Here is a 24,153-nt window from a genome sequence, read left to right as displayed (position 1 = left end):
CTACTTGGCCTCCCTGAACATATGTCCAAATTCGGGGGCGTAGAGTCTGGATAAAGCATACTCTGTGCTTAAAACCTTGCCAACAACAATCATAGCTGTACGGTCAATGTTATTTTCTTTAGCAAGCTGAGCAATTGTAGCCAAGGTAGCACGAAAAATCTTCTGATCAGGCCAGGACGCCTTTTGCACAATCGCTACCGGCGTTTCCTTTGTATAGCCACCGTCGATTAGCTCTTGTACCACATCGTCCAGCATATGCACACTCAAAAAGATGCACATAGTTGCCTCATGACTGGCCAGCTTAATTAGCTTTTCTTTTTCAGGTACAGGCGTACGACCTTCCAGCCGGGTAATAATCACCGTCTGAGATACATCGGGTAAGGTATATTCCTGTTTTAAAGCAGCAGCGGTAGCCAGAAAAGAGCTAACACCCGGGATAACCTCAAAAGTAATATCTTTGACTGCCAGCTTATCCATCTGTTCCTGGATAGCACCATAAATGCTGGGATCTCCGGTATGAAGTCTGACTACCAACTTGTTTTCTTTAACCCCTTGTTCCATAACAGCAATAACTTCATCCAAGGTCATAGAGGCGCTATTATAGATGGCAGCACCATTTTTAGCCAGCGACAGCAGTGCTGGATTGACCAATGAACCAGCATAAATAATAATATCCGCCTGTCCCAAAAGCCGCTGACCTTTAACAGTGATTAATTCAGGGTCGCCCGGACCCGCTCCAACGAAAAAGACATTCATGTTACTATCTCCCTTCTTCTTAGGCTGTTACATCCAGCCTGAACCTATTTACTACACGCGATTATGTATATCGGATTAAGTGCCTTGAACATATTACTGGCACCTACTGATTGAATTCGGGTTACCTGCACCGAGCAGGCATCGACATTGTATTCCTTTTTCTCTCTCAGTATATGAAGTGCAGTAGAGAGCGTTTCCACTGTAACTGCTGTTACAACCAACCGTCCACCCGGTTTAAGCAATTTGTCGGCACAAGCCAGTATATCTGGCAATTTCCCGCCACTGCCACCAATTAAAATAACATCAGCAGCCGGCAATCCTGCTAATGCCTCCGGGGCTGCTCCCAGTATCGGCTCAACATTTTCCACTTTAAATTTAACGGCATTAGCCTTGATTAAGTCAAAACCTTCTGCTTCACGTTCAATGGCAAATACCTTGCCATGTTTAGCTAGCAAAGCTGCTTCTATTGACAATGAGCCGGTACCTGCACCAATATCAATGACAGTATCATTAGCGCCAATATTAGCCTTTGCTAAGGTTAATATCCTAATCTCCTGCTTGGTCATCGGAATATTGCCCCGAATAAACTGACTGTCTGGAATCCCTAGCCCCTGTGTCATGCCTTCACCACCATTACACTATGTTCAAACCCGGAAATTGACCTTGTCTCAGCCAACGTTGCACTGACTATTTCCTCATTATCATAGGACAGATTGGTGCATAGCCACACACAAGCAGTCACCGGCCAACCGTGAGCTAATAGAATACCGGCAATCGTTGCCGGATTATGCTGAGTATCTGTTAATATCCCCACCTTATATCCGGGGCGATAGCATAATACATCGTCAGCAGCCCTGCGGCCATGCATACTGATTAAAGCCGCATCCTGCCAAACCTCGGCCACTCGCGCAAAAGCAAGCTGCACTGAACTAATTCCCGGAATAACAGTAAGGCGCTTAGCGGCAAAACGCTTTCTCAGTGCAGTCAACATACTGTAAAACCCTGGATCACCTGATACCATAACAACTACATCCTGACTGGCAAACTGCTGTTCAATAAAATCAAGCACACCGGTAATATCTTTGTCAATCACCCTGGTAACCTGATTATTCGTCGCAAAGGTATCAAGCGACCGTTGACTACCGACCAAAACAGCCGCCGCCGTAATTGTCCGGCTGGCTATTGGCAACAGATAATCAGGCGAGCCGGGACCAATACCCACAACAATTATTCGATAGGTACATTCCATCCTAAATGTCCTCCAATTTCCCGGGCCGTCTGATCAAGCCCCAGTATCTCTCCCTTTAAAGTTACAATAACTGTTCCCACTGTTAAATCACCAAACACATACCGCATGGCTCTGCTGCTGGCCCTTTCAGCCAATAAATTATACACCTTGTTCATATTATAGCGGGCAATAATCGGCATAGCTGCTTCGGTTGTAGTCGCAGACAACACCTCTTCAATGGCTGCCTGCGGTGCGCCGCTAACGGCCATATAGGCAGCTATTGTTTCCATCCGGGCATCAGCCATTCGATTATGCGTATGGAATATTCCTGCCGAAACTTTACCGATTTTCCCCAGATGACCAAATAAAAGCACCCGTCGCATTTCATACTTCACGGCATTTTCCAACATATGTCCGATAAAATTACTTGTTTGCACAACTGTTTCAGCTGGTAAACCATAGCGATTAACGGCAATATCCTGTCCAATCTTTCCGGGGGCAAATACGATTTCGTCATATCCCAGTGCCCGCACCACACTAATTTGGGGTACCAGCGAATTTTTAAAGGCTTCTTCAGACATGGGTTCAACAATCCCGGTAGTACCAATAATGGATAACCCGCCCACTATTCCCAGCGTTGGATTAAGCGTTCTAGCAGCTATTGTCTCCCCATTGGGAACGGAAATAGTAACTACAGCTCCTTTACCTGGCGGCAAACAATCGTTAACCGCCTTAGTAATCATGATACGCGGTCCAGGGTTTACAGCCGGCTCTCCTACCGGCATAGCCAGACCCGGTTTTGTCACCGTACCGACACCCTCACCGGCCTTGATCATAATTCCCGGCTGATCGGTTATAATTACTTCCGCTACAATTTTAACCCCATTCGTAATATCCGGATCATCGCCGGCATCCTTAATTACCCAGCCAATACCGCCATTAGCAAGCGCATGACTGGCAGCAATCGGCGCTGTCAGTGTTATGCCCTGCGGTGAAATTACTTCAACGACTGCAGCCTGCTGACCTTGCCAGGCCAGTACTGCCGCTTTGGCAGCTGCGGCCGCACAAGTCCCGGTAGTTATTCCTTTGCGCATTGGTATTGGTATATCAGACAATAGAAAAACCCCCTTAGCAGGGGGTATAACACCAAACAATATATGCATTTTGCCTGATTATTGTACCCACACCTGCCTATCTTCCGTAGGTCCTAGCGGCGTGTGTTAGAACAGGCAGGTCTCCTGACTCTGGTTCATCGCCGCCCTAAGCCTTCCCGGTTTCCCAGTGGCAAATTTAGGAAGCATCCCCATTACAGTGGCGGGACCGTGCCGGTATTACACCGGACTTCCCTATTAAGCACAAAGCACCCATTCCCTTACACTATCAAATTATGTTAGTGGTATTATTCCATATAATTGGCTCTTTTCCTGCTAGCAAGACGATAATTATCAAAATTAAATATTTTAATTTAAATTATAGCAATCACCCTTTACTGTTATTCATCCCGGCAAATGACACGAGTTTAATATTCTCTTGTTCCAAACGCTGAACAACCCGGCAGCTAGTAATTGCACTCAGTTCCTGCTGCCAATGGTATTGCCAGTTAAATACGCTATTGAGAGCAACCTCATCTAAGCCAGGATGAACCATAACTTCTGTTATGCCCTCAGACAGATTATCAATAATAGTAAGTAGTAACTTTTCCTCCATACTGCCGCCCGCTACCATTCCATAGAAATGATCCGGTGCCGCTAAACCAGCCTGTCGCGCCTTAAAACGAGCCATACCAGCCAAAATACTAAGACCGGAGCGGCCAATTATCCTGCCTGCTCCCGGTTTAAAACCACCTAAGAACACCAGCGATTCAGCCGGTATCCGTATAGCCCTGATATTAAATTCTTTGGCAATACTTAGCACAATATCAAGAATCCCCGGCACCACATGCAGGTGCTGATGGCTGTCAAGATGAGTAATCGTAATGCCAGCCGACAATATTCTTTTAACCTGTGCCGTTAGTTCACGGCGCACATCGTCTAAGCAAATACCTGCCAAACAAAACTTTTTCAAAAATGCCGGATAACTGGTACACAACATCCCCTCAGTATCAACTAAGGAAGGAATAGACCCCGGATCAGTTACCGACATTCCACCCACAAGTGTAAGATGAGCACCAATCCCCAATTGCGGATGTTCGGCAGCTAACGCTGCCGCATGATTAAATGCAGGTCCACCGGCCATAAGTGAAGTACTCGTAATACAGCCTCGGATATGCCCTTCGATAATGCCAAGATTAATGTTTTTATGTAACCCAAAATCATCTGCATTCACAATTAACTGTTTCATATTATAACCTCAACTGGGATTTTTTATATGAATTGCTATTGGGCAAAAAATCCCTGGTATGACTTGATATATGTTTTCTGATACTAATATTGGTCACATGGCCAAATTAAAATTCAGGGAGGTAATCACATTATGGAACAATCCAAACAAAGCAAACAAGCAGCAAGCAAAAGCGAATATGGTACCTTGACTGCCAAGATGGATGCAAATAACGATTACTCCAGCAAAGCCTCCGGAATGTCCGGAACATCCGCTAGTTCCGCTAGTTCCGCTACTTCCGGCACAGCTTCGGCTACCTCTGCAGATATGAACAAGTTAAGCCAACTTGCTAAACAATCGCAAACAAGCAGCAGCACTACCTCAGCGACCAATTCGAAAAGCGCTATGGCCAACCAAACCTTAACTGCCAAATATGACGCAAATGGTGACTATTCCGCTGAATAGTCCCAAAACCCAAATGCGGCGCCGGACTAGCCTACTGGAGTCCGGCGCCGCTTTATTAGCTTTCTACACACTCAATATGCGAGGCATAGGCGCTATGGTTATGAATAGATTCATAGTTTTCACACTCAATTTCAAACCATTCAATACCATCAATCTTACGCAACGTTAAGACTAAGTCCCTGAGTACATCTTCAACAAATTTAGGATTTTCATAGGCCTTTTCCGTAACATATTTTTCATCCCCGCGCTTTAACAAAGGATATACCTGACAACTTCCTTGTTCTTCCATCATTGCTGCCAAATCTTCAATCCAGATAAACTTTCCCGGCTGTTGTTTAATCTTCGCCTTCATAATCCCCCGCTGGTTATGCGCCCCATATTGCGATATCTCCTTACTACAGGGACATAGTGAGGTAAATGGTACCGTAATACCAAACATCAAGTCCAAATGCCCGCCATGCACTAAGTTACCTGAAAATACACAATCATAATCCAGCATGCTTTTAAAGCCACTCACTGGTGCCATCTTTTCGATGAAATATTTAAAATTAATATCAATATGCGCTCTTTTGGCCTGCAAACGGTCAATTGTGTCTGTCAACATATACTCAATTTCCCGGTAGGACACCGGTTTTTGACTCCAATCGCTAAGAATTTCAATAAACCGGCTCATGTGTGTCCCTTTGAACTCTTGCGGCAAATCAACGGTAAGCTTAATTTTGGCTAAAACACTTTGAAAGGAACCGCTTTTAGTTTTTATTAAAAACGGCAGATGCACATCACTGACTCCAACTTTTTGAATTGCAATACCACGTTCGTCACAGCTATTTTGGACATCTTTAATTGTGCTATTAGAACTACGTCCCTGGGTAGTTTGCCTCATAATTGTTCACTCCTAGTATGATACAAAATAGGATCAATCCGGCCTGCCTCAGCATAGCTAAGAAATATACTCCCCTTATCGCATTAATATTAGTTAGGCTCTAGCGATTTTCACAATTCGCAACGTTTTGTTACATTCTAAATCAATATATTCCTTATCCTCAGTAACTACTATTGGCCGTGATGCCATAAATTGTCCCAAATAAATTACTTCCGCTTGGCGGCCATCACTTAATTCAACAATATTGCCGATAAAATAATCACGAACATTATTTAAAAAAATTGCACCAATCTCAGGATCAAGCTTTTGAAACATTTCCTCAACAATCATTCCGACTACTGCAAATGGTGAGATTTTACGATGATAAACGCGATCCGAAGTCATAGCATCATATATGTCGGCAACCGCAATAATTCGCGCATATCGATGAATTTGATCGCCATAAACGGCAAGAGGATAGCCACTGCCGTCAAACCGTTCATGATGCTGGAGAATTCCATGAATTACGCCGTTTGGAATCCCCTGCTTCGTGGACAGCAGTTTATATCCCCTGGTTGTGTGAAGCTGCATAATCTCCATCTCGTCAGACGTAAGCTTGCCTGGTTTATTTAATATTTCAAGTGGGATTTGGGTTTTACCGATATCATGAAGCAATCCGGCTAGTATCAAGTCCTTCCATTCTGCACCTGTATACCCAAGCCACTTACCCATTACTCCGCATATAATGGCTACATTAACAGAGTGATGAAAGGTGTAATCGTCCTGTCGGCGCACCAAATTTACATGATTAATTACACCAGGCGAATTAATCAACGGTTCAATCGCATTACTAGCCAACTCCTTCATGGCATCCAGCGGAACCTCTTGAAAAAAACGAGTTTTGGCAAAGGCTTCCTTCACAACACTGACAGTATTATCATAATCTGCATAGAACTTTTTCCGGACAACAGTTTCAGGAATAGAAAAATCAATACCTGGCTCAGATGGCAATGCTTCTTTAATAAATACTGTGGTAATATTCCAAAATTCCAAGCCGTGCAGCATACTGTCTGTGAGAATTGTACCTTCACTTAAAATAACCTTGTCCTCTGGGGTTAGTACCATCCGTCCAATTTCCATGCCAGGTTTTGCCTCACTCAGCGAATATGGTTTGATACAATACCTTACCGCCACGCTTCTTCCCTCCCCTGCGAGCCATTTATTTAATTATGAAAGTTACAATATTAACAATTATAATTTTACATATTTTCAGTTTTTCCTGCTAACAAAGGGTAAATTCCTTTATATCTGCTCAAAACTCTTAAAATACAGCCTATAAACTTGACTTAATTCATCTTTTCATACTTAATTTATCCATAACATAAATATCTTTAACAAATTGACATGGCTTCTTTTAATGCCAGCTGCTGGACTACCTTAAGCGGTATTCCCGACTTCGCCGCAATTTTTCGACAATCCTCGTATTCAGGCGCAACATTGCATATTTTGCCCTGATAAGAACTGACTTTCACTCTGACATCCCCCCAGGGTAATCCGATAACAATAAATTCACGGTCAGCCATCGTTCTTGCTACCGGATAACAGCGCATACCAATCGATGTTGTTTCCTGCAAGATTATTTCTGCGACCTTATTTTGACAATCTGGAGCAGCCAGTACCGACAATTTGGTTGCCGGCCGATTCTTTTTCATAATAATGGGGGTTAGCCAGACATCCAAGGCACCAGCGGCAAATAATCTATCCATTATATACCCATAGATTTCGGGAGTTTGGTCGTCAATATTGGTCTCAATTACCAAAAATTGTTCATCTTTTGGATTCTCATCTTGCCTATTTTTGCTAGTGGCTGTTACCTCACCTAAATAGAGGCGCAATACGTTAGGGATAGCAATATTCCAGGTACCGGCACCATACCCAATTTTGCTGCTAATAAAACCGACCGGCATGCTGCCAAAACCAGTACCAAGTGTTGCTAAAACAGCGGCTCCAGTCGGCGTTACCAGTTCCTTTTCAATATCACCCGGATAATAGGGAATGCCATGCAACAGTTCGGCAGTAGCCGGTGCCGGGACAGGAATAAGCCCATGACAGCACGTAACGAAACCACTGCCAACACGAAGTCGCGAAGCATATATATGTTCAATATGGAGATAATCAAGAGCCCACGCAATACCAACAATATCAACAATGGAATCTACTGCGCCAACTTCATGAAAATGAATTTCATTAAGCGGCATACCATGGACTTTGGCTTCAGCCTGAGCCAAACGAGTAAATATAGCTTTACTGCTTTCCTTTACAGCAGGTTTGAGGGTGGACTGTTCAATAATAGCAATTATATCAGCTAAATTACGATGTTCTTGTACTGCTTCATCGACCTGAACATCCAGGTAAAAGGCGTTTATACCACCCTTATCAACCCTTGACAAGTTCAACCGATACCCTGTTACTGCCAGTTTGGCCAGTTCAGCCCGCAACAATTCTGCTGGCGCACCGGCATCAAGCAAGGCTCCAAGCAGCATGTTGCCACTAATACCGGCAAAACAATCAAGATAAATGGCATTACATTTTATATCCATTTGTATATACTCACCTCATGTGGTTAATCATACTGGCCATCCGGCCTGCGCCAAAGCCATTATCAATATTAACAACAGCCACTCCGGCTGCACAGCTATTAAGCATACTTAACAAAGCCGCCAGGCCACCGAAACTTGCGCCATAACCAATACTTGTCGGCACCGCAATAACCGGTTTGGCTGCCAAACCACCGATAACACTTGCCAGCGCACCTTCCATGCCGGCTACCACCACAAGTACATTGGCTTGTTCAATCAACTGGTGCTGATCAAGCAACCGGTGAATACCCGCCACTCCAACATCATACACCCTTTTCACTTCATTGCCCATCATTTCAGCAGTAATGGCAGCTTCCTCAGCTACCGGAATATCGCTGGTTCCGGCACTCATAACCAAAATAAACCGTTCCTTATCTACCGGCGGTTTCTGCCGTTCAACAGTAATAAGCCGTGCCAATTCATGATACCGGGCGTCAGTCACGACTTGCTTTACCGCATCATACATCTGTTTAGTAGCCCTTGTCGCCAAAATACTGTGATTATACCTAGCCAGCCTTTCCATAATAGCTTGTACCTGCTCCACTGTTTTCCCCTGACAAAAAACAACCTCAGCAAACCCCTGGCGCAACAATCGATGATGATCCAGCTTAGCAAATTCCAAATCTTCATAAGGCAGTATTTTTAGCTTGTCCAGAGCTTCGTCAAGTGTCAGATCGCCTGCCTTAAACTCCTCAAACAGGCGACTCACATAATCTATATCCATTACTACACCTCGAAACCTTCCTTTTTGCATAATAGCATCTCTGCGCCCTAATGGCAATAAAGTCATCGTTCTTCTTTTAGAATTACTCGCTGTTATATAATAGCATAAAGACATAATGTCCTCTACGGGCATTATGTCTTTAAACTATTCCATAGCCATAGTAAAAATCCTGTTTTTCACAAACTTTTTTCTAATTCTGCAATTTGGGAACAGGCTGAGATCGTTCCAAAAGTTCTTCCAGACTCTCAATAATCTTTAACTGAGTCTCTTCCATTAGTAGAATCCCCTGATTTAGCAGAATTATTTGTGGATGAAACCTAGCCTGCATCTCCCGAACAGCCATCTCCAGATGGCCAATGGCAAGTTCCATTTGTTCAGCAGCAACTAAAACCTGACTATCCAGCAATCGCTCCAATAAAATATAATGGTAGATCTGCACCAACTGCGCAGCTTGGCTGTAGCCTTCACTGTTATAATGATAATGAGCAAATTCGAAAAAATTATCAACAAACATGGTGAATTCATGATTGTTAGCCAGCGTCAAATCAGTAGCGGCGGCATATATTAGCTTGTTTAACTCATGAATATAACTATTTTGCAGTCTCATCAATGCCAGTAGATTATTCACGGCTTCTGTCCGGTTAAACAATATCATCCCCCCTAAGCCGGCGCATCTCACACATTACAATGTATACTATTCAGTTTCCAAATATTATGTCACTATCAAACAGCAAGCCGCCGCAGAGTTTGCTTTTTAAAACTCTCTACGTGAGGAGGATATTCACCCTTACTACCGAATAGTTGTGTAGCAAACTAGTAAAGGAGGCTCCTTTAATGGCAATGCTTACAATAACGAACAAGGCGCTTGCATATATTAAGTCCCACGGCAAACCGGTCTATCTTGAACTATTTCCGGTTATTAGCTGCTGCATTGATATCCGTGAAAGCCCGTCTGTACGCCTCGGGCAACCACATGACCCTCACAACTACAGTTGCGAAGAAATTCAGGGAATTATGGTTTATATCCCGCATGAGCTGCCTGCAATACCGCTGACCATTACTCTTAGTAATTTTTTTGGATTCAAAAAACTGGTTATTGAAGGCTGGTCATTAGCATAACAACAGGAAGAAGCCCTAGCATTACTCGCTAGGGCTTCTTTCTGTTATATCCAGTTTAACTGGCCTAAAATAATTTTGCAGTCTATCAACAAGCAAATATACCAGCGGGATAATGACCAAAGTCAGGAAGGTTGATGTTATTAAACCACCAATTAACGCTATCCCCATTGATGAACGAATTTCAGCACCTGCACCAATACCGAGTGCAATCGGTGCCATGCCAAAAATCATCGCCATTGTTGTCATTAAAATGGGACGCAGTCGTACTGACCCGGCCTCTACCAGCGCATCAACAACAGGCATTCCCTGCAGTCTGAGCTGATTAGTATAATCAACCAGCAAGATAGCATTTTTGGTTACCAGACCCATCAGCATAATCACGCCAATCAGAGACATCATGTTAACAGTACTGCCCATAATTAACAACCCCACTATCGCTCCAATCAAAGAAAATGGTAATGATAACATAATTATCAGCGGATGAATAAAGCTTTCAAACTCTGCCGCTAATACCATGTAAATAAGGATTACTGCCAATAATAGTGCTTTGGAAATTTCTTTAAACGAGTTTTCCATCATTTGTGCCTGCCCTACCAGCTTATGGGTATAACCCATTGGTAAATTAAGACCGGGGATAAGCTCTTTTACTGTATTAATTACCTCCCCGGACGAAGCTCCTACCGCATTGGCATAGACAATTACCTGACGTTGACGGTCCTCACGATCGACCTGAGTCGGACCTGACGACAACTTAACTTCGGCAATATCACCCAAGCGCACGAAACCATTTTTGCCACTAATTCGCAGATTTGCCACATCCTCTAAGCTCAGCCGATTGGACTGCTTCAGCTGCACCCGGATATCGTAATCACTGTCAGCCACATTATATTGGTTTTTGGCAGTGTCACCCAAAAAGGCAGTTTGCACAGCATTACCGGCAGTTGTCGCGTCAAGTCCAACATCACCCAACCGGGCTGGATCAAGTTTCACCTGTACCTCTGGTTCTGACTGCTCACTGGATATGTCAACATCAGTTGTACCGGGAATTTGTTTTATCTTGTCAGCCAGTGTATTTGCATACATATTCAGCACATCTAATTCCGGCCCGCGTAAAGCAATTTGCACTGGACGAGAATCACCCTTACCCGTGCTTTGACCTGTTGATACATTTACTTTCAACCCATTAATATTGCGAAACTTGCTGCGAAGTGAATCCATAATCTGCATCATAGAACGAGATCGCTTGCCTGAATCAATCAACCGTACACCAATCAGCGAACGGTACACCTGACGATTGGCACCAACAACCAGGTAGGCTGATTCTAATTCAGGAATAGCCATAACCTCTTTTTCAACCTGAGCCACTAATTCTTTATTCCGCTCAATGGACGTTCCTGATGGTGCTATCAGATTGATATTAAATTCGCCTGAGTCATAGGTAGGCTGAAACTCGGAACCTAAGAAAGGCAATAATAATGCATTAAGCAGCAGCGATAGGATAGCCAGTGCTACCAGTTTTTTCGGTCGCTGCAGCGCCCAATACAACACTTCCCGGTAGTAACGGCGAAAAGCTTCAAAGCCCTGCTCCCACTTATCCAGTATCAACTCCAGCCAGCCTATCCGTAGGCCTTGTCCTGCCTGACCGGTTTTTAACCAATACGCCGACAACATTGGCGTAAGCGTAAAGGCTACAAATAGAGAAAAGGCTACAGCAAAAGCTATCGTTAAGCCAAACTGTTTAAAATACTGACCGATAATCTCGCCCATGGTACCTACAGGCACAAATACGGCAAGAATTGAGAAGGTTGTCGCCAGAACAGCCAGAGAAATCTCTTTCGTGCCGTCGCGGGCTGCCGACATCGGGCTTTTGCCTTGCTCCATGTGACGGAAAATATTTTCAACAACAACGATAGCATCGTCAATAAGAATTCCCACAGCCAGACTAAGCCCCATCAGTGACATGTTGTTAAGGGTAAAATTCATGACCTTCATCAAAAAGAAGGTCGATATAATCGAAGTCGGAATGGCAATAGCACCTATTATCGTAGCTCGCGTATTACGCAAAAACAGGAAGGTAATCGCCACCGCCAACAAACCGCCAAACACCATCGACACCATGACATCATCAACGCTGTCTCTAATATAAACAGAATTGTCCCGTACTTTGGTCACTTTCATATCCGGAGGCAACACATTTTGCTCTAACTGCTGCATCGACTGTTTTACTTTTTCAGCAACCCCTACCGTGTTGGTACCTGACTGCTTCTGAATACTAATAATTACACTTGGTACACCATTGGTTGCCGCATAAGTTCGTTCTTCTGCCCAGGTATCTGTTACACTGGCCACATCCTGCAGGCGCACTAAACGACCTTGCTGATTGAGAACAACAATGCTTTTAATCTCATCAACACTTTTATATTTACCAATAGTTCTAACGGTTAGCTCAATACCCTGTTCCTTAACATGCCCACCCGGCGTATTGACATTATTATTATTAACCACATCAATTAATTGCTGCAATGAAACACCATAAGCTTCAAGTTTAGACGGATCAGCCAATATCTGTATTTCTCTCAGGGCTGCCCCATAAATACTGACCTCAGCGACCCCTTCTACCTGTTGGATCTGATCTTTAACAATATCTTCAGCAATTTTACGGATTTCTCCCCGCGACCGCGTCTCTGAGGCTAAACTAAAGCTGAGAATCGACTGAGCGGTGATGTCAAAGCGCTGTACTACCGGTTCATCAATTTCATCAGGCAGGCGCTTCCGGACACCGGCGACTTTCTCGCGCACATCATTGGCGGCCATTTTGGGGTTTGTACCCAATTCAAACTCAATGGTCGTCTGGGATACCCCTTCCCGGGACACAGAAGATAGCGTCTTTATCCCCGCAACTGAGCTTACAGCATCTTCAATTGGTTTCGTAATAAGACTTTCCATCTCTTCCGGTGAAGCACCTGTATAAGTAATATTTACTAATACGATGGGAAATTCCACATCAGGATAAAGATCAACACCCAGACTTGGATACGAATTAAGACCGAATACTACCAGCAGCATAACCAGCATGGTAGTAAATACCGGGCGCTTGATAAAAATATCAATCATTTACTGCCAGCCTCCCCAGGCGCCCCCAGTTTGACCATTGAACCATCTCTCAGTTTATTTTGGCCGGCAATAACGATTTGCTCACCGTCTTTAACACCATCAAGCACCTCAGCCCAGCCACCGCCAACAGATCCCAGCTTAAGCGCACGCTGCTGCACTTTGTTGTCAGCCGTAAGTACAAAAACTGTTTTGATATCCTCCTTCATTACCAGTGCTATTTCCGGCACCACCAGCGCCTGTGCATGGATCTGAATAGGAACCTCAACCTTAGCAAACATACCTGCCTTCAAAATGCTTTGCGGATTAGGAATCGATATTTCCGCAATAAATGTCCGCGAAGGCATAGCTGCTACCGGCGAAAGACGGGTAATTGTACCAATAAACTCCTGCCCGCCTAAAGCATCGATCCTTACTTTAACAGCAGCGCCCAGCGTCAGCTTTGCAATCTCGGCCTCGCCAACAGTAGCTTTTGCCAAAAGCGTGGTAATATCAGCAACGCTAACAATAGCCGTACCTGCTTTGGCATAATAACCTGATTGCAAATAGCGTTTAACAACTACCCCGCTCCGCGGTGAATTTATCGTAGCACCTGTAAGTTTGCTATCATATAAGGCTAGTGCCCCCTCAGCCGCGCGAACTTGACCAGCAGCCAAATCCCGTTTAGTCCTGGCCGAATCAAGGGTTTGTTCTGAGATAGCGCCCTGACTGGCAAGCGATTCCATTCGCCTAAGATCAAGTTCGGTTTGTTCAAGATTGGCTTTGGCCTGGAATAAATTCCCCTCAGCCTGAACTACCTGGGCCGAAAGCTCCCCCATGTCCAGGATAGCTATTGTCATACCATCTGAAACGGTATCGCCTTCATCAACCGTAAGTTGTTCGATACGTCCGTCCACTTTACTGGAAATATCTGCACTCCATATCGGCTCAAGACTAGCAGAAAAGGTTAAAACCGGCGTAATATCCCGTCTGGTTATAGCTGCTACTTCAACAGTAACCACCTGCCCCTGGGACGCCCGCGCAGCCCGCTCTTTATTTGCTTGTGTATTACTATAAATTCGGTAGCCGACAATTCCAGCCAAGACTATTGCAATAACAGATACAAGGATAATTGCTCTTCTCTTCCTGCTTGCCACCTGCTCATTCCTCCAATTTTTTTGATACCCACTTTTTATTCGACAAACCCCCACTCTCTCCTGCCTTTATAAAATAAATTATGGGACATTCAGACAACCCAAAATGGGCTGCTTTAAAAGCAGCCCTAACATTTAAATGTGACTGTTGTTTTCCGGCCTACGCAGAAATGATCTGTTAATCTTTTAAGGCGGCAGTTGCCAGCCTACTGCCAATGTCATAGTAATAAGCTGTCTCAAAATCGACCGGCATGCTTGTATGAAATCTGAAATCCGCCGCGTCCATATCCTCAATCCGCCTTACTTCCATGTTGTGTTTACTGTACCATCACAGCGGCTTGGAAACATACCGGGAGGCCCGCCTGTGTTTACAGCGGCCTCCCGGCAGATACCCATCAATGAACCCGTTTCAGCTTTGCTGAAACATCGGGGTTCTGGTGGAGAGTCTATTCTACCTGAACTAACGCCGCCTATAGAGGCGGGAGTCTTAACTCAAACGCTAAGATAAACAGGGCTTTGGCTTTGGCAGACTCGCGTATCCAGCTTGTAGTCTTATCTTCCTCACGGCGCCCAGGAAAACGTGCCGGTACTTTCATTTTCCATATACAGGCGGTCGAAGGATACCTTGCGGCGGTTGCCGCCTGGCGGGCAGGTTTCGCCGTCATAATATTTGAAGCTTTCTTTAATGACCGTCCGTTTTATTGCGTCTTCGCCGATGCCGCCCCAGGACGCATCGCTGGTATGGGCATGAAGATAGAGGAAGGTCCTCTGGGTGGAGCTGGGAAATTCCAGGTGCCGGGTGCTGTTGGCTTCAATCTTGTACCAACCTCTGGTTACCCATTTGCCGGCCGCATCCTCATAGTATACGAGGGCAGTCCACATGGTCTGACTATAAGGGTTTTCGACGAAGATATCGAAGGCTGCCGCCGGCTGCGGAATGATGACCGCCAGTAAAAGGAATAAACCCAGGATTGCTTTAGATACGTTTTTTTTCATTATATGTCACCTCTTCACTAAATTTAAAACCGCTGAAACCTGATCCGGCATCCTCATGGCCGCCAGTAAACTATGCCGCTATTTTCCACATACCACCGGTCAAGGTGCACCTGCCGGCGATTGCTGCCCGGCGGGCAGGGTTCGCCATCGTAGTATTTAAAAGCTTCTTTTATCACCGTCCGCTTGATCGAATTTTCGCTGCCTCCCCAGGACGCTTCGCTGGTGTGAGCATGGATATACACGGAATTTTTCTTGGTTGACGAGGAAAAATCCAGTTTCCGGGTACTATTGGGGGCGACTTTGTACCAGCCTCTGGTTACCCACTTACCGGACGAGTCCTCAAAATATACGATGGCTGTCCATAAGGTTTGACCGTAAGGATTTTCGAGACTGATGCCGATGGCTGCCGCTGGTTGCGGAGCAACAGCCACCGCCAGCAGGATGAATAAACCGAACAGGATTTTGCATGCTTTATTTCCCATTCAACTCACCTCCTCCATATAAGTTTTTCGCAGTTTGCCTGTCTGGCGACCGGCTCCCGCCTCCCGTTCAGGCCGTTACACCGACTTTTCCCGGTAGAAAGTCGCCGACAGGAATATCGGGGGCATCGGTCAAAATGGCCTTTTCCGGCAGTAGTTTAGCTTCCACCGCCCGGCTTTTTTGCCTGTCGCAGCCTGTCTATAAGCGACGTCAGTTTAGGTGGAGTAGACTCTCCACCTAAACCCCCGATGTTTCAGCTTTGTTGAAATAAGTTCACTCGACATCAAGTGTGTTCAGCATTTTAACCAGGATAATACCGTCGCTGATACCTGTCAACTGAGCGCTGACCACTCTGTAATGCTTGCCGTTGATATTAGCATAGTAAAATGTGCCCCTATCGACCGGTACGCCGTCAAGCACGCCGGTGAACGGCCTGCGATAAAAATCATACCCGTTTAGTGTCGTTTGGTCGGTCGAATAGGCCCATTCTATTTTTCCCCGACTCAGAGGCTCTTCGCACAATGCCTTTTCTTCCAGTTCGGTCTGAACCGCCCGGTCAGCCAGATTATCGACGGCGTTCCCCAACCGGTTCACAAAAACAAACCACTTTCCGGCCGTAACTTTCACGCCGTCAGTAGTATCCCTGGCGACGGCGCCCTCAGGCAAAAGGAGGGAAAAACCCTGCACCGATTTGTAAACCGTTGCGTTGGGAAAGGGCATGAAATCCAATTCTTGATCTTCGGCTTTCAATTCCCCCTGTTCCTGAAGAACTACCTGTTCACACACCAAGTGTTTCTTGCCTTTTTTATCCAGGCTATACTGTCTGGCTATTATTAAATTCCCGTCTTTGTCATATGCCTGCTCAATGATTTGCAAGGGGCTAAGCTTACCGCTGCGAAGGAAAGTATAGGTTGCCTCCACACTGTCGGTGGCGCTCACATGGGTAAAAGAATGCACGGTCTTAGCACTGGAATCAAATACAGGTGACGCAAGGTTGCTCAAGCCCTTATGGAAAACGAACTCTTGTCGTTTTTGATCCCACAGCCAGCAGTGATAATACACGTTGGCATTGCCCTGCATCGCCGTGATTTTTAAATCTGTATAACCGTCAAAATTCATATCCTCCGGCGTAACCCGCTCGCTGTTATCAAGTTCGGGCAGCAAGGCGGCATCATACGGAATTTCCTGCAGCAACCTGCTGGCCGGTCCGGCGGTATAAACAGCGATCTTGTCAGGCGTAATCGTCCAGTTTACGCGGGGTGCGTCCTTTCCTACGGCAAGGCTGCCTTCCTCACACGCCTGCACCAGTGGCAGGCTAGCGCAAAAAACCGGCAGGACAATCGCCCACAGTGCCGCCATGAATAGAAAACGCATTGGCTCCACTCCTTTTTTTCAGCTCTGCTGAAACGAATTTACTTCCCTGTCCCGGTTCAGCCCCCGGTCTGGGGATTAATCCAAATATCGCGGGCAATGACCATGCATTCCGGCTGGCTGTCAAGGTAATGCCGGTACAGCCTGTTGCCCATCCGCTGCAGTAAAAAAAGAAATTCCGGCGTCACAATGTCCCAGGAGGGAAAAAGCCGTGCAGCGGCCTGCCGATGGCAAGGTTCATTCAAAATACACAGGGAAACCTCTTCCGCCATAAGAATCCGCGCGCCGACCTGGGCGGAACCGAATTGGCCGGCGTACATGCCACGATACACGATGGTCTGCAATTCTCGTTCGGCGTACAGGACTGTAAGCAGCAGCGTGCCACCGGCTTCGTCTGGCCGAACCTCCCGGAGAATCGCATTCCCGTATAAAAAACGGCTGTACATAGGTTCGTATGAGGTCCTCCCAGTCAAAAAGAAACCTCCCTTCTCCTCCTATCTACACCACTATACACCGAAAAGGAATATCCACAATAGCCCCGAAAAGTATCCTTTTGCGTCAGTAAAAAACGCACAAATTTTCCTCTTAGCGACGGAAAACTTGTGCGTTTTTACTTGTTAAAGCACTATTCACATATACCGCCGTCAGGTAAAAAAAAGCTTTACCTCACTGCGTTTTCCGATGTCCAGCCGGTCGAATACCCGGGACACCACTTTTTTTATATAGGCGGGGGAGTAATTTAGCAGCCGGCTGATTTCTTCGTTGGTATACCCCTGCGCCACCAGCGTGGCCACGGCAAATTCGGTTTTAGTCAGACGCTGCTGCATGGTAAGCAGCTTATCGGGCTGCAAACCGCCGATGCCTGTCTGGTTCTCCCGCAGCATATCCAACTGACAGCGTCTTTGTGCATGGTTGAGTTGAAGGGAAATGCGGGCCAGCAAAACATCCTTCACCACAGGCTTTTTAATGTAATCCATAGCACCCAGCCGCAGGCCGTAAGCCTCGCTGTCCGGGCTCACAATGCCGGTCAGGTAAATAACAGGTACCTCTGTTTTGGCGTTTACGGCGCGCAGCTGCAGCAAGGTTTCAAAACCATCCATATCCGGCATGTCGATGTCCAGCAGAATCAGATCCGGGCTGCCGCCCTTTTCCAGGAAGCGCACGGCCTGCGGCCCCGATTTGGCAAGGCTCACTTCGTAATACTCCTTCAACAGTTCCTCCATAACCTTCAGCAGCATGATGTCGTCGTCCACCACAAAGATCTTACTTCTCTGATGCATGGGACACCGCCTCCTTCCTTCGTGCATTGCAGAATTGCCCAAATAGGACCTCCGCGTCCTCAAAGCTAAGATTATCCACGGCAGTAAGAGCCTGCTCCAGCAGCAGCCTGCAGCCCTGGTCCTGCTCCAACGAGAGCAGCAACATCAGCGCCTGCTGGCTTTCCGTGCAGTGATAGCCGGCAATGCGGGTCTGCGCCAGGGCAGTCAGCGCTGCAAAATTCATAGAAGGAAGCGGGGAGGATGGTGACTCACCGGCGGCGACCACACCTTTGGTCTGTTGCAGAAACTGCGCAAGTCCCTGACGGGTCGCCGCCAGTTCATGGCAAAAGAGCGGCAGTGCGGTTCGTATGTATCCAGCTTCCCCGGAAGAGCACTTTTGTTCGATCCGCCGGGCAAGAGCGGAAAGTTCCCCGGCCCCGACGAGGCGGGCCAGAGTTTTGAGCGAATGAGCCAAATGGGAAAGTGCCGTAAGATCATTCTTCACGGCAAGCCGGGTCAGAAGGTCTGCGGTCTGCCGGGTGTGGGTGAGGAATATCCCGGAAACGATTATGTACTGGGACAGGCTCTGACTCAGAAACTGAAGCCCGGTTTCCAAAGAAATATCATATTTTTTCAACTGCTGCCGAAATTGCTCCGCCGCATCCGGGCAGGCGTTCCCAACGTTTACGTTGGTGCGCGTCACCAGCTGTTCTGGCAAATAGGAGAGCAGGCTCTGTTCCAGTCTAGCCCAGGATACAGGTTTGGAGAGATAGTCGGCAAACCCTGCGGTTAGGAGCTTCTGGCACGTCCCAGCGGTAACATCGGCCGTCAGGGCAATGACAGGAATGTGACAGTTCATTTGCCGCAGCCTGTGCAAGGTTTCAATTCCGTCCAGTTCCGGCATCATATAATCCAGCACAATAACATGATAATGGCTTTGACATACCTGCTCAAGGCATTGCCGACCGCTCAGCGCAGTGTCGATTTGCAGCAGGGTCCGGGCCAGCAGGGCTTTTATCACGCCCAAATTCCCCTCATTGTCATCCACGACAAGGATTCGTCCCTGCGGGGCGAAAAAGCTCTGTTCGGCCAGCGGCGCAATAGACCTGAGAGTACAGTCAGCCATCCCGGCGGCGTAACGCTGGGGAATTTCAGCCGTAAAGGTGCTGCCGCTGCCATATTCGCTTTGCACCAACAGACGGCCTCCCATCAGGTTCACCAAATTCCTGACAATGGCAAGCCCCAGCCCGGTGCCTTCGATTTTAAGGTTCCGGACCGCTTCGCTGCGGGTAAAGGCTTCAAAGACGGAGTCAAGGTTTTCCGACCGGATGCCTATTCCCGTATCGGTCACCGCAACGGAAAGCAAAATGCCTTCCCCTCCGGGCATTTCCTTGGCAGTAAGGGCAAGCCTGACTGAACCAGCCTCGGTGTATTTCACGGCATTGCTCAAAAAATTGGCGACAATCTGACGAATATGCAGGGTATCCCCCCAAAGCATAACCGGCAGCCCGGAAACCTCGGAGGAAAAGGAGAGGCCTTTTTTTTTCGATTGTTCCCGGCCCAATTGAATCAGCCGCTGCACCAGGTCATCGGTATAATAAGCTTCCTCTAAAAGCTCCATTTTGCCGGACTCGATTTTGGAAACATCCAGAATATCGTTGATGAGAGACAGGAGCATTTGACCGGCATCCTGCGAGCAAGCGATATAACCGGCAACCGCCCGGGAGGGCTGTTCCCGCAAAACCATCTCGTTCATGCCCAGCATGATATTGATGGGAGTGCGGATCTCGTGGCTCATACTGGCAAGAAACATGCTTTTCGCCTGATTAGCCCGGATAGCCTCCTCCCGGGCCTGCTCCAGCTGCCGCTGCTGGCTGTTATACATGCGGAAGCTGAGGTGCATGGTGATACCCAGCGCCACGCTGACAGAAACAAAGCATACGATGACATCTGCGAGAAACTGCCCCTCGGTCTCAATCCAGACAATATGCCCAGGTGCATAATAGCCATAAACACAAAGTCCGACGTAAAACAGCAGTTCCAAAACAGCGACGGCAATCATCCGCCGGCCTTCCAGCATAAATACGGTAAATATGATACCAAAAATGAAGAACGAAGGAAGACCGCTTCGATATCCTCCGCCGGAAAAAAATAAAAAGGTAAATCCCACAAAGAAGATAAGGAAAATGGTGATCAAATAACACCGCTGGTATTGTCCGCTGGTGTAGGAATAGTAAAGCAGCCCGAAGGAAAGTCCGGCAATAAACAAATTGAGTACAGCCATCTGGGAGCCGCCGACGACCAGCAGCGAGAATACTACCGCCAGCAGACTGTTGATGGTGCCGGCCATGGCGAGCAGGTTAAACAGCCGTACGCGAAAATCCAGTTCAGGCCGAAAAAAAGGATTTATTAATTTTTTCAGCAAACGCTTCATCTGGCACCTCCGAGTACAGCGATAAGTTCTCCTTTTTAAGGGAAATTATACCATGCTGTTTAAAAGAAAGCAAAGTACTAGTATAACTCAATCCGTATATATTCCCTGCCAATCAATTTCCTTTACAGATTGCAAAATACCAGAAAAAAGACTGCTGCGTTGCCTCTTTCCGTTCAACACAGCAGTCTTACTTTTCCCTTATCCTTATTAAGCACGTTTAATGAGCATAGGAGACTATATTACCCTAATATAGTCATTGTGAAGATGTACTGCGAAACAATCTCATTTCTTATGGTAGTTGATAACTATGTAACCTGCTCTAATACAGCCTTAATAGCATCCTCTGTAACTTCCTGGGTTATTTCCACATGACCAATTCTGGACATTAACACCCAATTAATCTTGCCATTAACCACTTTCTTATCTCTGACCAAATAACTGAGCAGTTGCTCTGGATGGTAACCTGGTGCTGTAAGTGGTAAATCCAGCCGGTTAAGCAGTTTTTTCAGAGCAGTTACCTGACTTTGTTCACACAGTCCGATATGCTGACTGATAAGTGCGGCCGCATGCATTCCTATAGCTACACCTTCACCATGATTATACTCAGAATACCCACCCTCGGCCTCGATGGCATGTCCAATCGTGTGGCCAAAATTCAAGATCATACGCAGCGAACTCTCCCGCTCATCTTGGGCAACAATATCGGCTTTAAGCTGACAGCACTTACCAATAACGCGTGTGAGCACCACCGGGTCACGCGCTAGTAGTGCTGAAGCATTGTCTTGTAAGTAAGTAAAGAAATCACCATCAGCAATAACGCCGTATTTGACAACTTCAGCCAAACCTGCCTTCAATTCCCGGTCATTGAGTGTGTCTAAAACCTGCGGATCAATAACTACCATACGGGGCTGGTAGAAAGCGCCAATTAAATTTTTTCCCAACTCATGGTTAACGGCTGTTTTACCACCAACGCTTGAATCAACCTGCGCCAGTAATGTCGTCGGTACTTGAATAAATGGCACACCGCGCAAATAACTTGCCGCCACAAAGCCAGCCAAGTCACCAACAACACCGCCACCTAGCGCAATAATAGCCGACTTACGATCAAGCCCGCTAGCGATAGCCTCTGTAAAGACGATATTTGCCGTAGTAAGTGACTTTGAGCTTTCTCCTGGCGTTACAGCTAAAACAGTAGGATTAAAACCCGCGGCCACCAAACTGCGAGACAGTGTAGCCGCATAAAGTGGACAGACATTGTCATCTGTCACAATAAGAATCTTATTCCCTAATGATAGCGTACACATCAGCTCACCTACCAAGCTGATACCACCAGTAGTGATATGAATGGTATAGCTGTGTGCATCCAGATTGACGTTAACTTCGGCCACGCAAATGCCCCCCTTCCCTAAGAAATACAATAATTCTCTCTGTCACCTGCTGTGGCGACATACAACTGGTGTCGATTGTATAGTCAGCTTTCATGTACAGACTGGCCCTATCCTGAAAAAGTTTGGCTACCCGCTCAGCTCGGTCTTCACAGTCTAGCAATGGCCGAATACCAGGTCGCGCTGTTCTCTCTAAAATAATTTCCAGTGAGGCCATAAGCGAAATAATTACACCGGTATTTTTGAGTCTAACCATATTCTCCTGTTTGAGCACCACCCCGCCACCGGTAGCAATAACCGTATTGGTATAACGGGCCACGCGGGAAATAACCTCCCGTTCTATTTGGCGAAAATGGTCTTCCCCATAAAGCTGAAAAATATCACTAATGGCCAATCCTGTTTCTTGCTCAATCTTTTTATCAACATCAATAAATGGGCGGTTAAGGCGTCCTGCTAATAACCGTCCGGTACTGGTCTTACCTGTACCCATGAAACCTATTAAAACTATGTTTTTCACTTGTTCCTCCAAAATAGTAAAGCATAGCTATTTTACGATACGTGGAGTAAGAAAAATGACCACTTCTGTATCGTTTTGGGATTTGTTAAAATTCTTAAATAGAGCCCCAATTATTGGTAAGTCGCTAAAAAACGGTACTGCCTTTCTAGCTTCATTGGCTGTAGACCCAATTAAACCACCAATTACCATGGTTTCGCCATCTTTTAGCCGTACCGTGGTCTCAGCCTGACGAGTAGTAATCTTATAAGCCTTTATATCAGACACTAGTGTTGCACTGCTAACTTCTGTACGGACAGCTACCGTTATTAACCCATCAGCATTAATCCGGGGCGTATAAATCAATTTGATACCAGCATCTATATACTCGGTACTGGTTGTTGTTATCCCATTTGTCAATGTTTGAACCTGCACCGGGATACGATCACCAATAAGTATCTGTGCCTGTTTACCATTGATCGTGGTAACTTTAGGTTTAGCCAGCACCTTAGCATCACCGTTGCTTACCAAAGCATTAATCGTTGCCTGATAATAAAACTCATACGGATTTCCTTCCGGATTACGTCCAAACTGAATTACGCCCTTACTACCCGTGCGGGTAACAGTAACAGTTCCATTATCGTCTATAGTTCTCTCTGCATATTGCGGTGTTGCTTCCCACGACCATTCAATCCCCAAATCTTTTGTTTTCTCTTTACTAATTGCCAATACCTCAGCTTCCAGTGATACCTGCTGATAGGGTATGTCTAGTTCAGACAATAATTTTTGGATCTGTGCCGCCTCAGCCTCAGTACCAAAGAGAACTAATGAATTTGTTGCGTAATCGATCGTCAATCGGTCTAACTCTGTTGATTTTTCGCTAGCTGCTTCACCAGAAGTTGCTGCCGCACTAGCTATAGTGCTCTTTTGTGAATTGGCACTGCTTACCGCCGTCTTTGTTGCTTTCTCGCCTTTTTTCTCACCAAATAAGATAGAAAAAATTGTATCTTTCACCGAATCCGGATTAATGAATTTCAGTTTAAATATATGTACCGAACCAAATCCTCTGCCGATTTGATCAGCAACCCCTACGACCATAACGCCATCAATAATCTGGTAGGTAAGCCCTTTGGTCTTGCACACCAAATCTAAGGCCAGATCGTACGGAATATTCGTAAGTTGAATGGTAATCGTGCCTTTGACCGAATCATCCATTACCATATTTACCTTGCCAACAGTCGCCAGCGCGGTAAGTACATCCCGTACTTCGCCATTAATCACCTTCAAATTTACTTGGGGATTAGCCACTGCAACGCCGGTTATAGTAAAAGAACAAATCCACAACGCTACCAGTATTGATTTTATCAGACAGCGCATTG

General features: G+C 46.2%; 23 protein-coding genes and 1 riboswitch. Of the genes, 2 read left to right on the top strand and 21 right to left on the bottom strand.

The window, feature by feature from the left end:
- From cobM to AC1ECB_RS04555, 5 genes are all read right to left on the bottom strand, one after another.
- Positions 1 to 756 carry a precorrin-4 C(11)-methyltransferase gene (cobM, locus tag AC1ECB_RS04575; RefSeq protein ID WP_485667661.1) on the bottom strand — a complete coding sequence of 252 codons (756 nt, stop codon included), beginning with the start codon at positions 754 to 756 and terminating at the stop codon, positions 1 to 3.
- Positions 757 to 800: 44 nt separating this feature from the next.
- The gene (gene cbiT, locus AC1ECB_RS04570) at positions 801 to 1,376 is read right to left on the bottom strand and encodes a precorrin-6Y C5,15-methyltransferase (decarboxylating) subunit CbiT (protein WP_485667660.1); all 576 of its coding nucleotides are present in this window, start codon (positions 1,374 to 1,376) and stop codon (positions 801 to 803) included.
- On the bottom strand, positions 1,373 to 2,005 hold the full coding sequence (cbiE, locus tag AC1ECB_RS04565; protein ID WP_485667659.1) for a precorrin-6y C5,15-methyltransferase (decarboxylating) subunit CbiE: 633 nt from the start codon (positions 2,003 to 2,005) through the stop codon (positions 1,373 to 1,375). The genes cbiT and cbiE overlap by 4 nt, the downstream gene beginning before the upstream one ends.
- Positions 1,984 to 3,078: a cobalt-precorrin-5B (C(1))-methyltransferase CbiD gene (gene cbiD, locus AC1ECB_RS04560; RefSeq protein WP_485669279.1), complete on the bottom strand. Its 1,095-nt coding sequence runs from the start codon at positions 3,076 to 3,078 to the stop codon at positions 1,984 to 1,986. The genes cbiE and cbiD overlap by 22 nt, the downstream gene beginning before the upstream one ends.
- Before the next feature lie 117 nt (positions 3,079 to 3,195).
- A riboswitch (cobalamin riboswitch) is annotated at positions 3,196 to 3,367 on the bottom strand.
- A 96-nt stretch (positions 3,368 to 3,463) separates the two neighbouring features.
- Positions 3,464 to 4,324: a ChbG/HpnK family deacetylase gene (locus tag AC1ECB_RS04555; RefSeq protein WP_485667658.1), complete on the bottom strand. Its 861-nt coding sequence runs from the start codon at positions 4,322 to 4,324 to the stop codon at positions 3,464 to 3,466.
- A 132-nt stretch (positions 4,325 to 4,456) separates the two neighbouring features.
- Between AC1ECB_RS04555 and AC1ECB_RS04550 the strand changes: the two genes are divergently transcribed.
- On the top strand, positions 4,457 to 4,768 hold the full coding sequence (locus tag AC1ECB_RS04550) for a hypothetical protein (RefSeq protein ID WP_485667657.1): 312 nt from the start codon (positions 4,457 to 4,459) through the stop codon (positions 4,766 to 4,768).
- Positions 4,769 to 4,823: 55 nt separating this feature from the next.
- Here the strand turns inward: AC1ECB_RS04550 and folE2 are convergent, their stop codons facing one another.
- From folE2 to AC1ECB_RS04525, 5 genes are all read right to left on the bottom strand, one after another.
- Positions 4,824 to 5,612: a GTP cyclohydrolase FolE2 gene (gene folE2 / locus AC1ECB_RS04545; RefSeq protein ID WP_485669278.1), complete on the bottom strand. Its 789-nt coding sequence runs from the start codon at positions 5,610 to 5,612 to the stop codon at positions 4,824 to 4,826.
- A 132-nt stretch (positions 5,613 to 5,744) separates the two neighbouring features.
- A complete protein-coding gene (locus AC1ECB_RS04540) occupies positions 5,745 to 6,824 on the bottom strand; it encodes an HD-GYP domain-containing protein (protein ID WP_485667656.1) in 1,080 nt (359 codons plus the stop codon).
- A 197-nt stretch (positions 6,825 to 7,021) separates the two neighbouring features.
- On the bottom strand, positions 7,022 to 8,230 hold the full coding sequence (gene larC, locus AC1ECB_RS04535) for a nickel pincer cofactor biosynthesis protein LarC (RefSeq protein WP_485667655.1): 1,209 nt from the start codon (positions 8,228 to 8,230) through the stop codon (positions 7,022 to 7,024).
- A 10-nt stretch (positions 8,231 to 8,240) separates the two neighbouring features.
- On the bottom strand, positions 8,241 to 8,993 hold the full coding sequence (larB, locus tag AC1ECB_RS04530) for a nickel pincer cofactor biosynthesis protein LarB (protein WP_485667654.1): 753 nt from the start codon (positions 8,991 to 8,993) through the stop codon (positions 8,241 to 8,243).
- 190 nt (positions 8,994 to 9,183) lie between these two features.
- The gene (locus tag AC1ECB_RS04525; RefSeq protein WP_485667653.1) at positions 9,184 to 9,642 is read right to left on the bottom strand and encodes a hypothetical protein; all 459 of its coding nucleotides are present in this window, start codon (positions 9,640 to 9,642) and stop codon (positions 9,184 to 9,186) included.
- A 185-nt stretch (positions 9,643 to 9,827) separates the two neighbouring features.
- Between AC1ECB_RS04525 and AC1ECB_RS04520 the strand changes: the two genes are divergently transcribed.
- Positions 9,828 to 10,112 carry a CC/Se motif family (seleno)protein gene (locus AC1ECB_RS04520; RefSeq protein ID WP_485667652.1) on the top strand — a complete coding sequence of 95 codons (285 nt, stop codon included), beginning with the start codon at positions 9,828 to 9,830 and terminating at the stop codon, positions 10,110 to 10,112.
- A 21-nt stretch (positions 10,113 to 10,133) separates the two neighbouring features.
- On the opposite strand, the gene AC1ECB_RS04515 is transcribed toward AC1ECB_RS04520, so the two are convergent.
- The 11 genes from AC1ECB_RS04515 to AC1ECB_RS04465 all read right to left on the bottom strand — a co-directional run bounded on the left by AC1ECB_RS04515 (position 10,134) and on the right by AC1ECB_RS04465 (position 24,151).
- A complete protein-coding gene (locus AC1ECB_RS04515; RefSeq protein WP_485667651.1) occupies positions 10,134 to 13,226 on the bottom strand; it encodes an efflux RND transporter permease subunit in 3,093 nt (1,030 codons plus the stop codon).
- Positions 13,223 to 14,359: an efflux RND transporter periplasmic adaptor subunit gene (locus AC1ECB_RS04510; protein WP_485667650.1), complete on the bottom strand. Its 1,137-nt coding sequence runs from the start codon at positions 14,357 to 14,359 to the stop codon at positions 13,223 to 13,225. Before AC1ECB_RS04510 ends, AC1ECB_RS04515 begins: the two co-directional genes overlap by 4 nt.
- 558 nt (positions 14,360 to 14,917) lie before the next feature.
- Positions 14,918 to 15,352 carry a DUF1036 domain-containing protein gene (locus AC1ECB_RS04505; RefSeq protein ID WP_485667649.1) on the bottom strand — a complete coding sequence of 145 codons (435 nt, stop codon included), beginning with the start codon at positions 15,350 to 15,352 and terminating at the stop codon, positions 14,918 to 14,920.
- 53 nt (positions 15,353 to 15,405) lie between these two features.
- A complete protein-coding gene (locus AC1ECB_RS04500) occupies positions 15,406 to 15,834 on the bottom strand; it encodes a DUF1036 domain-containing protein (protein ID WP_485667648.1) in 429 nt (142 codons plus the stop codon).
- 271 nt (positions 15,835 to 16,105) lie between these two features.
- Positions 16,106 to 17,206, bottom strand: a complete 1,101-nt coding sequence (locus AC1ECB_RS04495; protein ID WP_485667647.1) for an XAC2610-related protein — start codon at positions 17,204 to 17,206, stop codon at positions 16,106 to 16,108.
- A gap of 56 nt (positions 17,207 to 17,262) precedes the next feature.
- Positions 17,263 to 17,676 carry a hypothetical protein gene (locus AC1ECB_RS04490; RefSeq protein WP_485667646.1) on the bottom strand — a complete coding sequence of 138 codons (414 nt, stop codon included), beginning with the start codon at positions 17,674 to 17,676 and terminating at the stop codon, positions 17,263 to 17,265.
- Between the two features lie 171 nt (positions 17,677 to 17,847).
- On the bottom strand, positions 17,848 to 18,483 hold the full coding sequence (locus AC1ECB_RS04485; RefSeq protein ID WP_485667645.1) for a response regulator: 636 nt from the start codon (positions 18,481 to 18,483) through the stop codon (positions 17,848 to 17,850).
- Positions 18,467 to 20,896 carry an ATP-binding protein gene (locus AC1ECB_RS04480; RefSeq protein ID WP_485667644.1) on the bottom strand — a complete coding sequence of 810 codons (2,430 nt, stop codon included), beginning with the start codon at positions 20,894 to 20,896 and terminating at the stop codon, positions 18,467 to 18,469. Before AC1ECB_RS04480 ends, AC1ECB_RS04485 begins: the two co-directional genes overlap by 17 nt.
- Before the next feature lie 305 nt (positions 20,897 to 21,201).
- Entirely contained in the window at positions 21,202 to 22,284 is a 1,083-nt protein-coding gene (aroB, locus tag AC1ECB_RS04475; protein WP_485667643.1) for a 3-dehydroquinate synthase, read from the bottom strand.
- Positions 22,271 to 22,798: a shikimate kinase gene (locus AC1ECB_RS04470; RefSeq protein WP_485667642.1), complete on the bottom strand. Its 528-nt coding sequence runs from the start codon at positions 22,796 to 22,798 to the stop codon at positions 22,271 to 22,273. Before AC1ECB_RS04470 ends, aroB begins: the two co-directional genes overlap by 14 nt.
- 27 nt (positions 22,799 to 22,825) lie before the next feature.
- Entirely contained in the window at positions 22,826 to 24,151 is a 1,326-nt protein-coding gene (locus AC1ECB_RS04465) for a type II secretion system protein GspD (RefSeq protein ID WP_485667641.1), read from the bottom strand.
- Positions 24,152 to 24,153: the final 2 nt, after the last annotated feature.

Source organism: Sporomusa sp. 246TCP1 (genome assembly GCF_057319775.1).
This window is presented reverse-complemented; position numbering and strand designations above follow the sequence as displayed.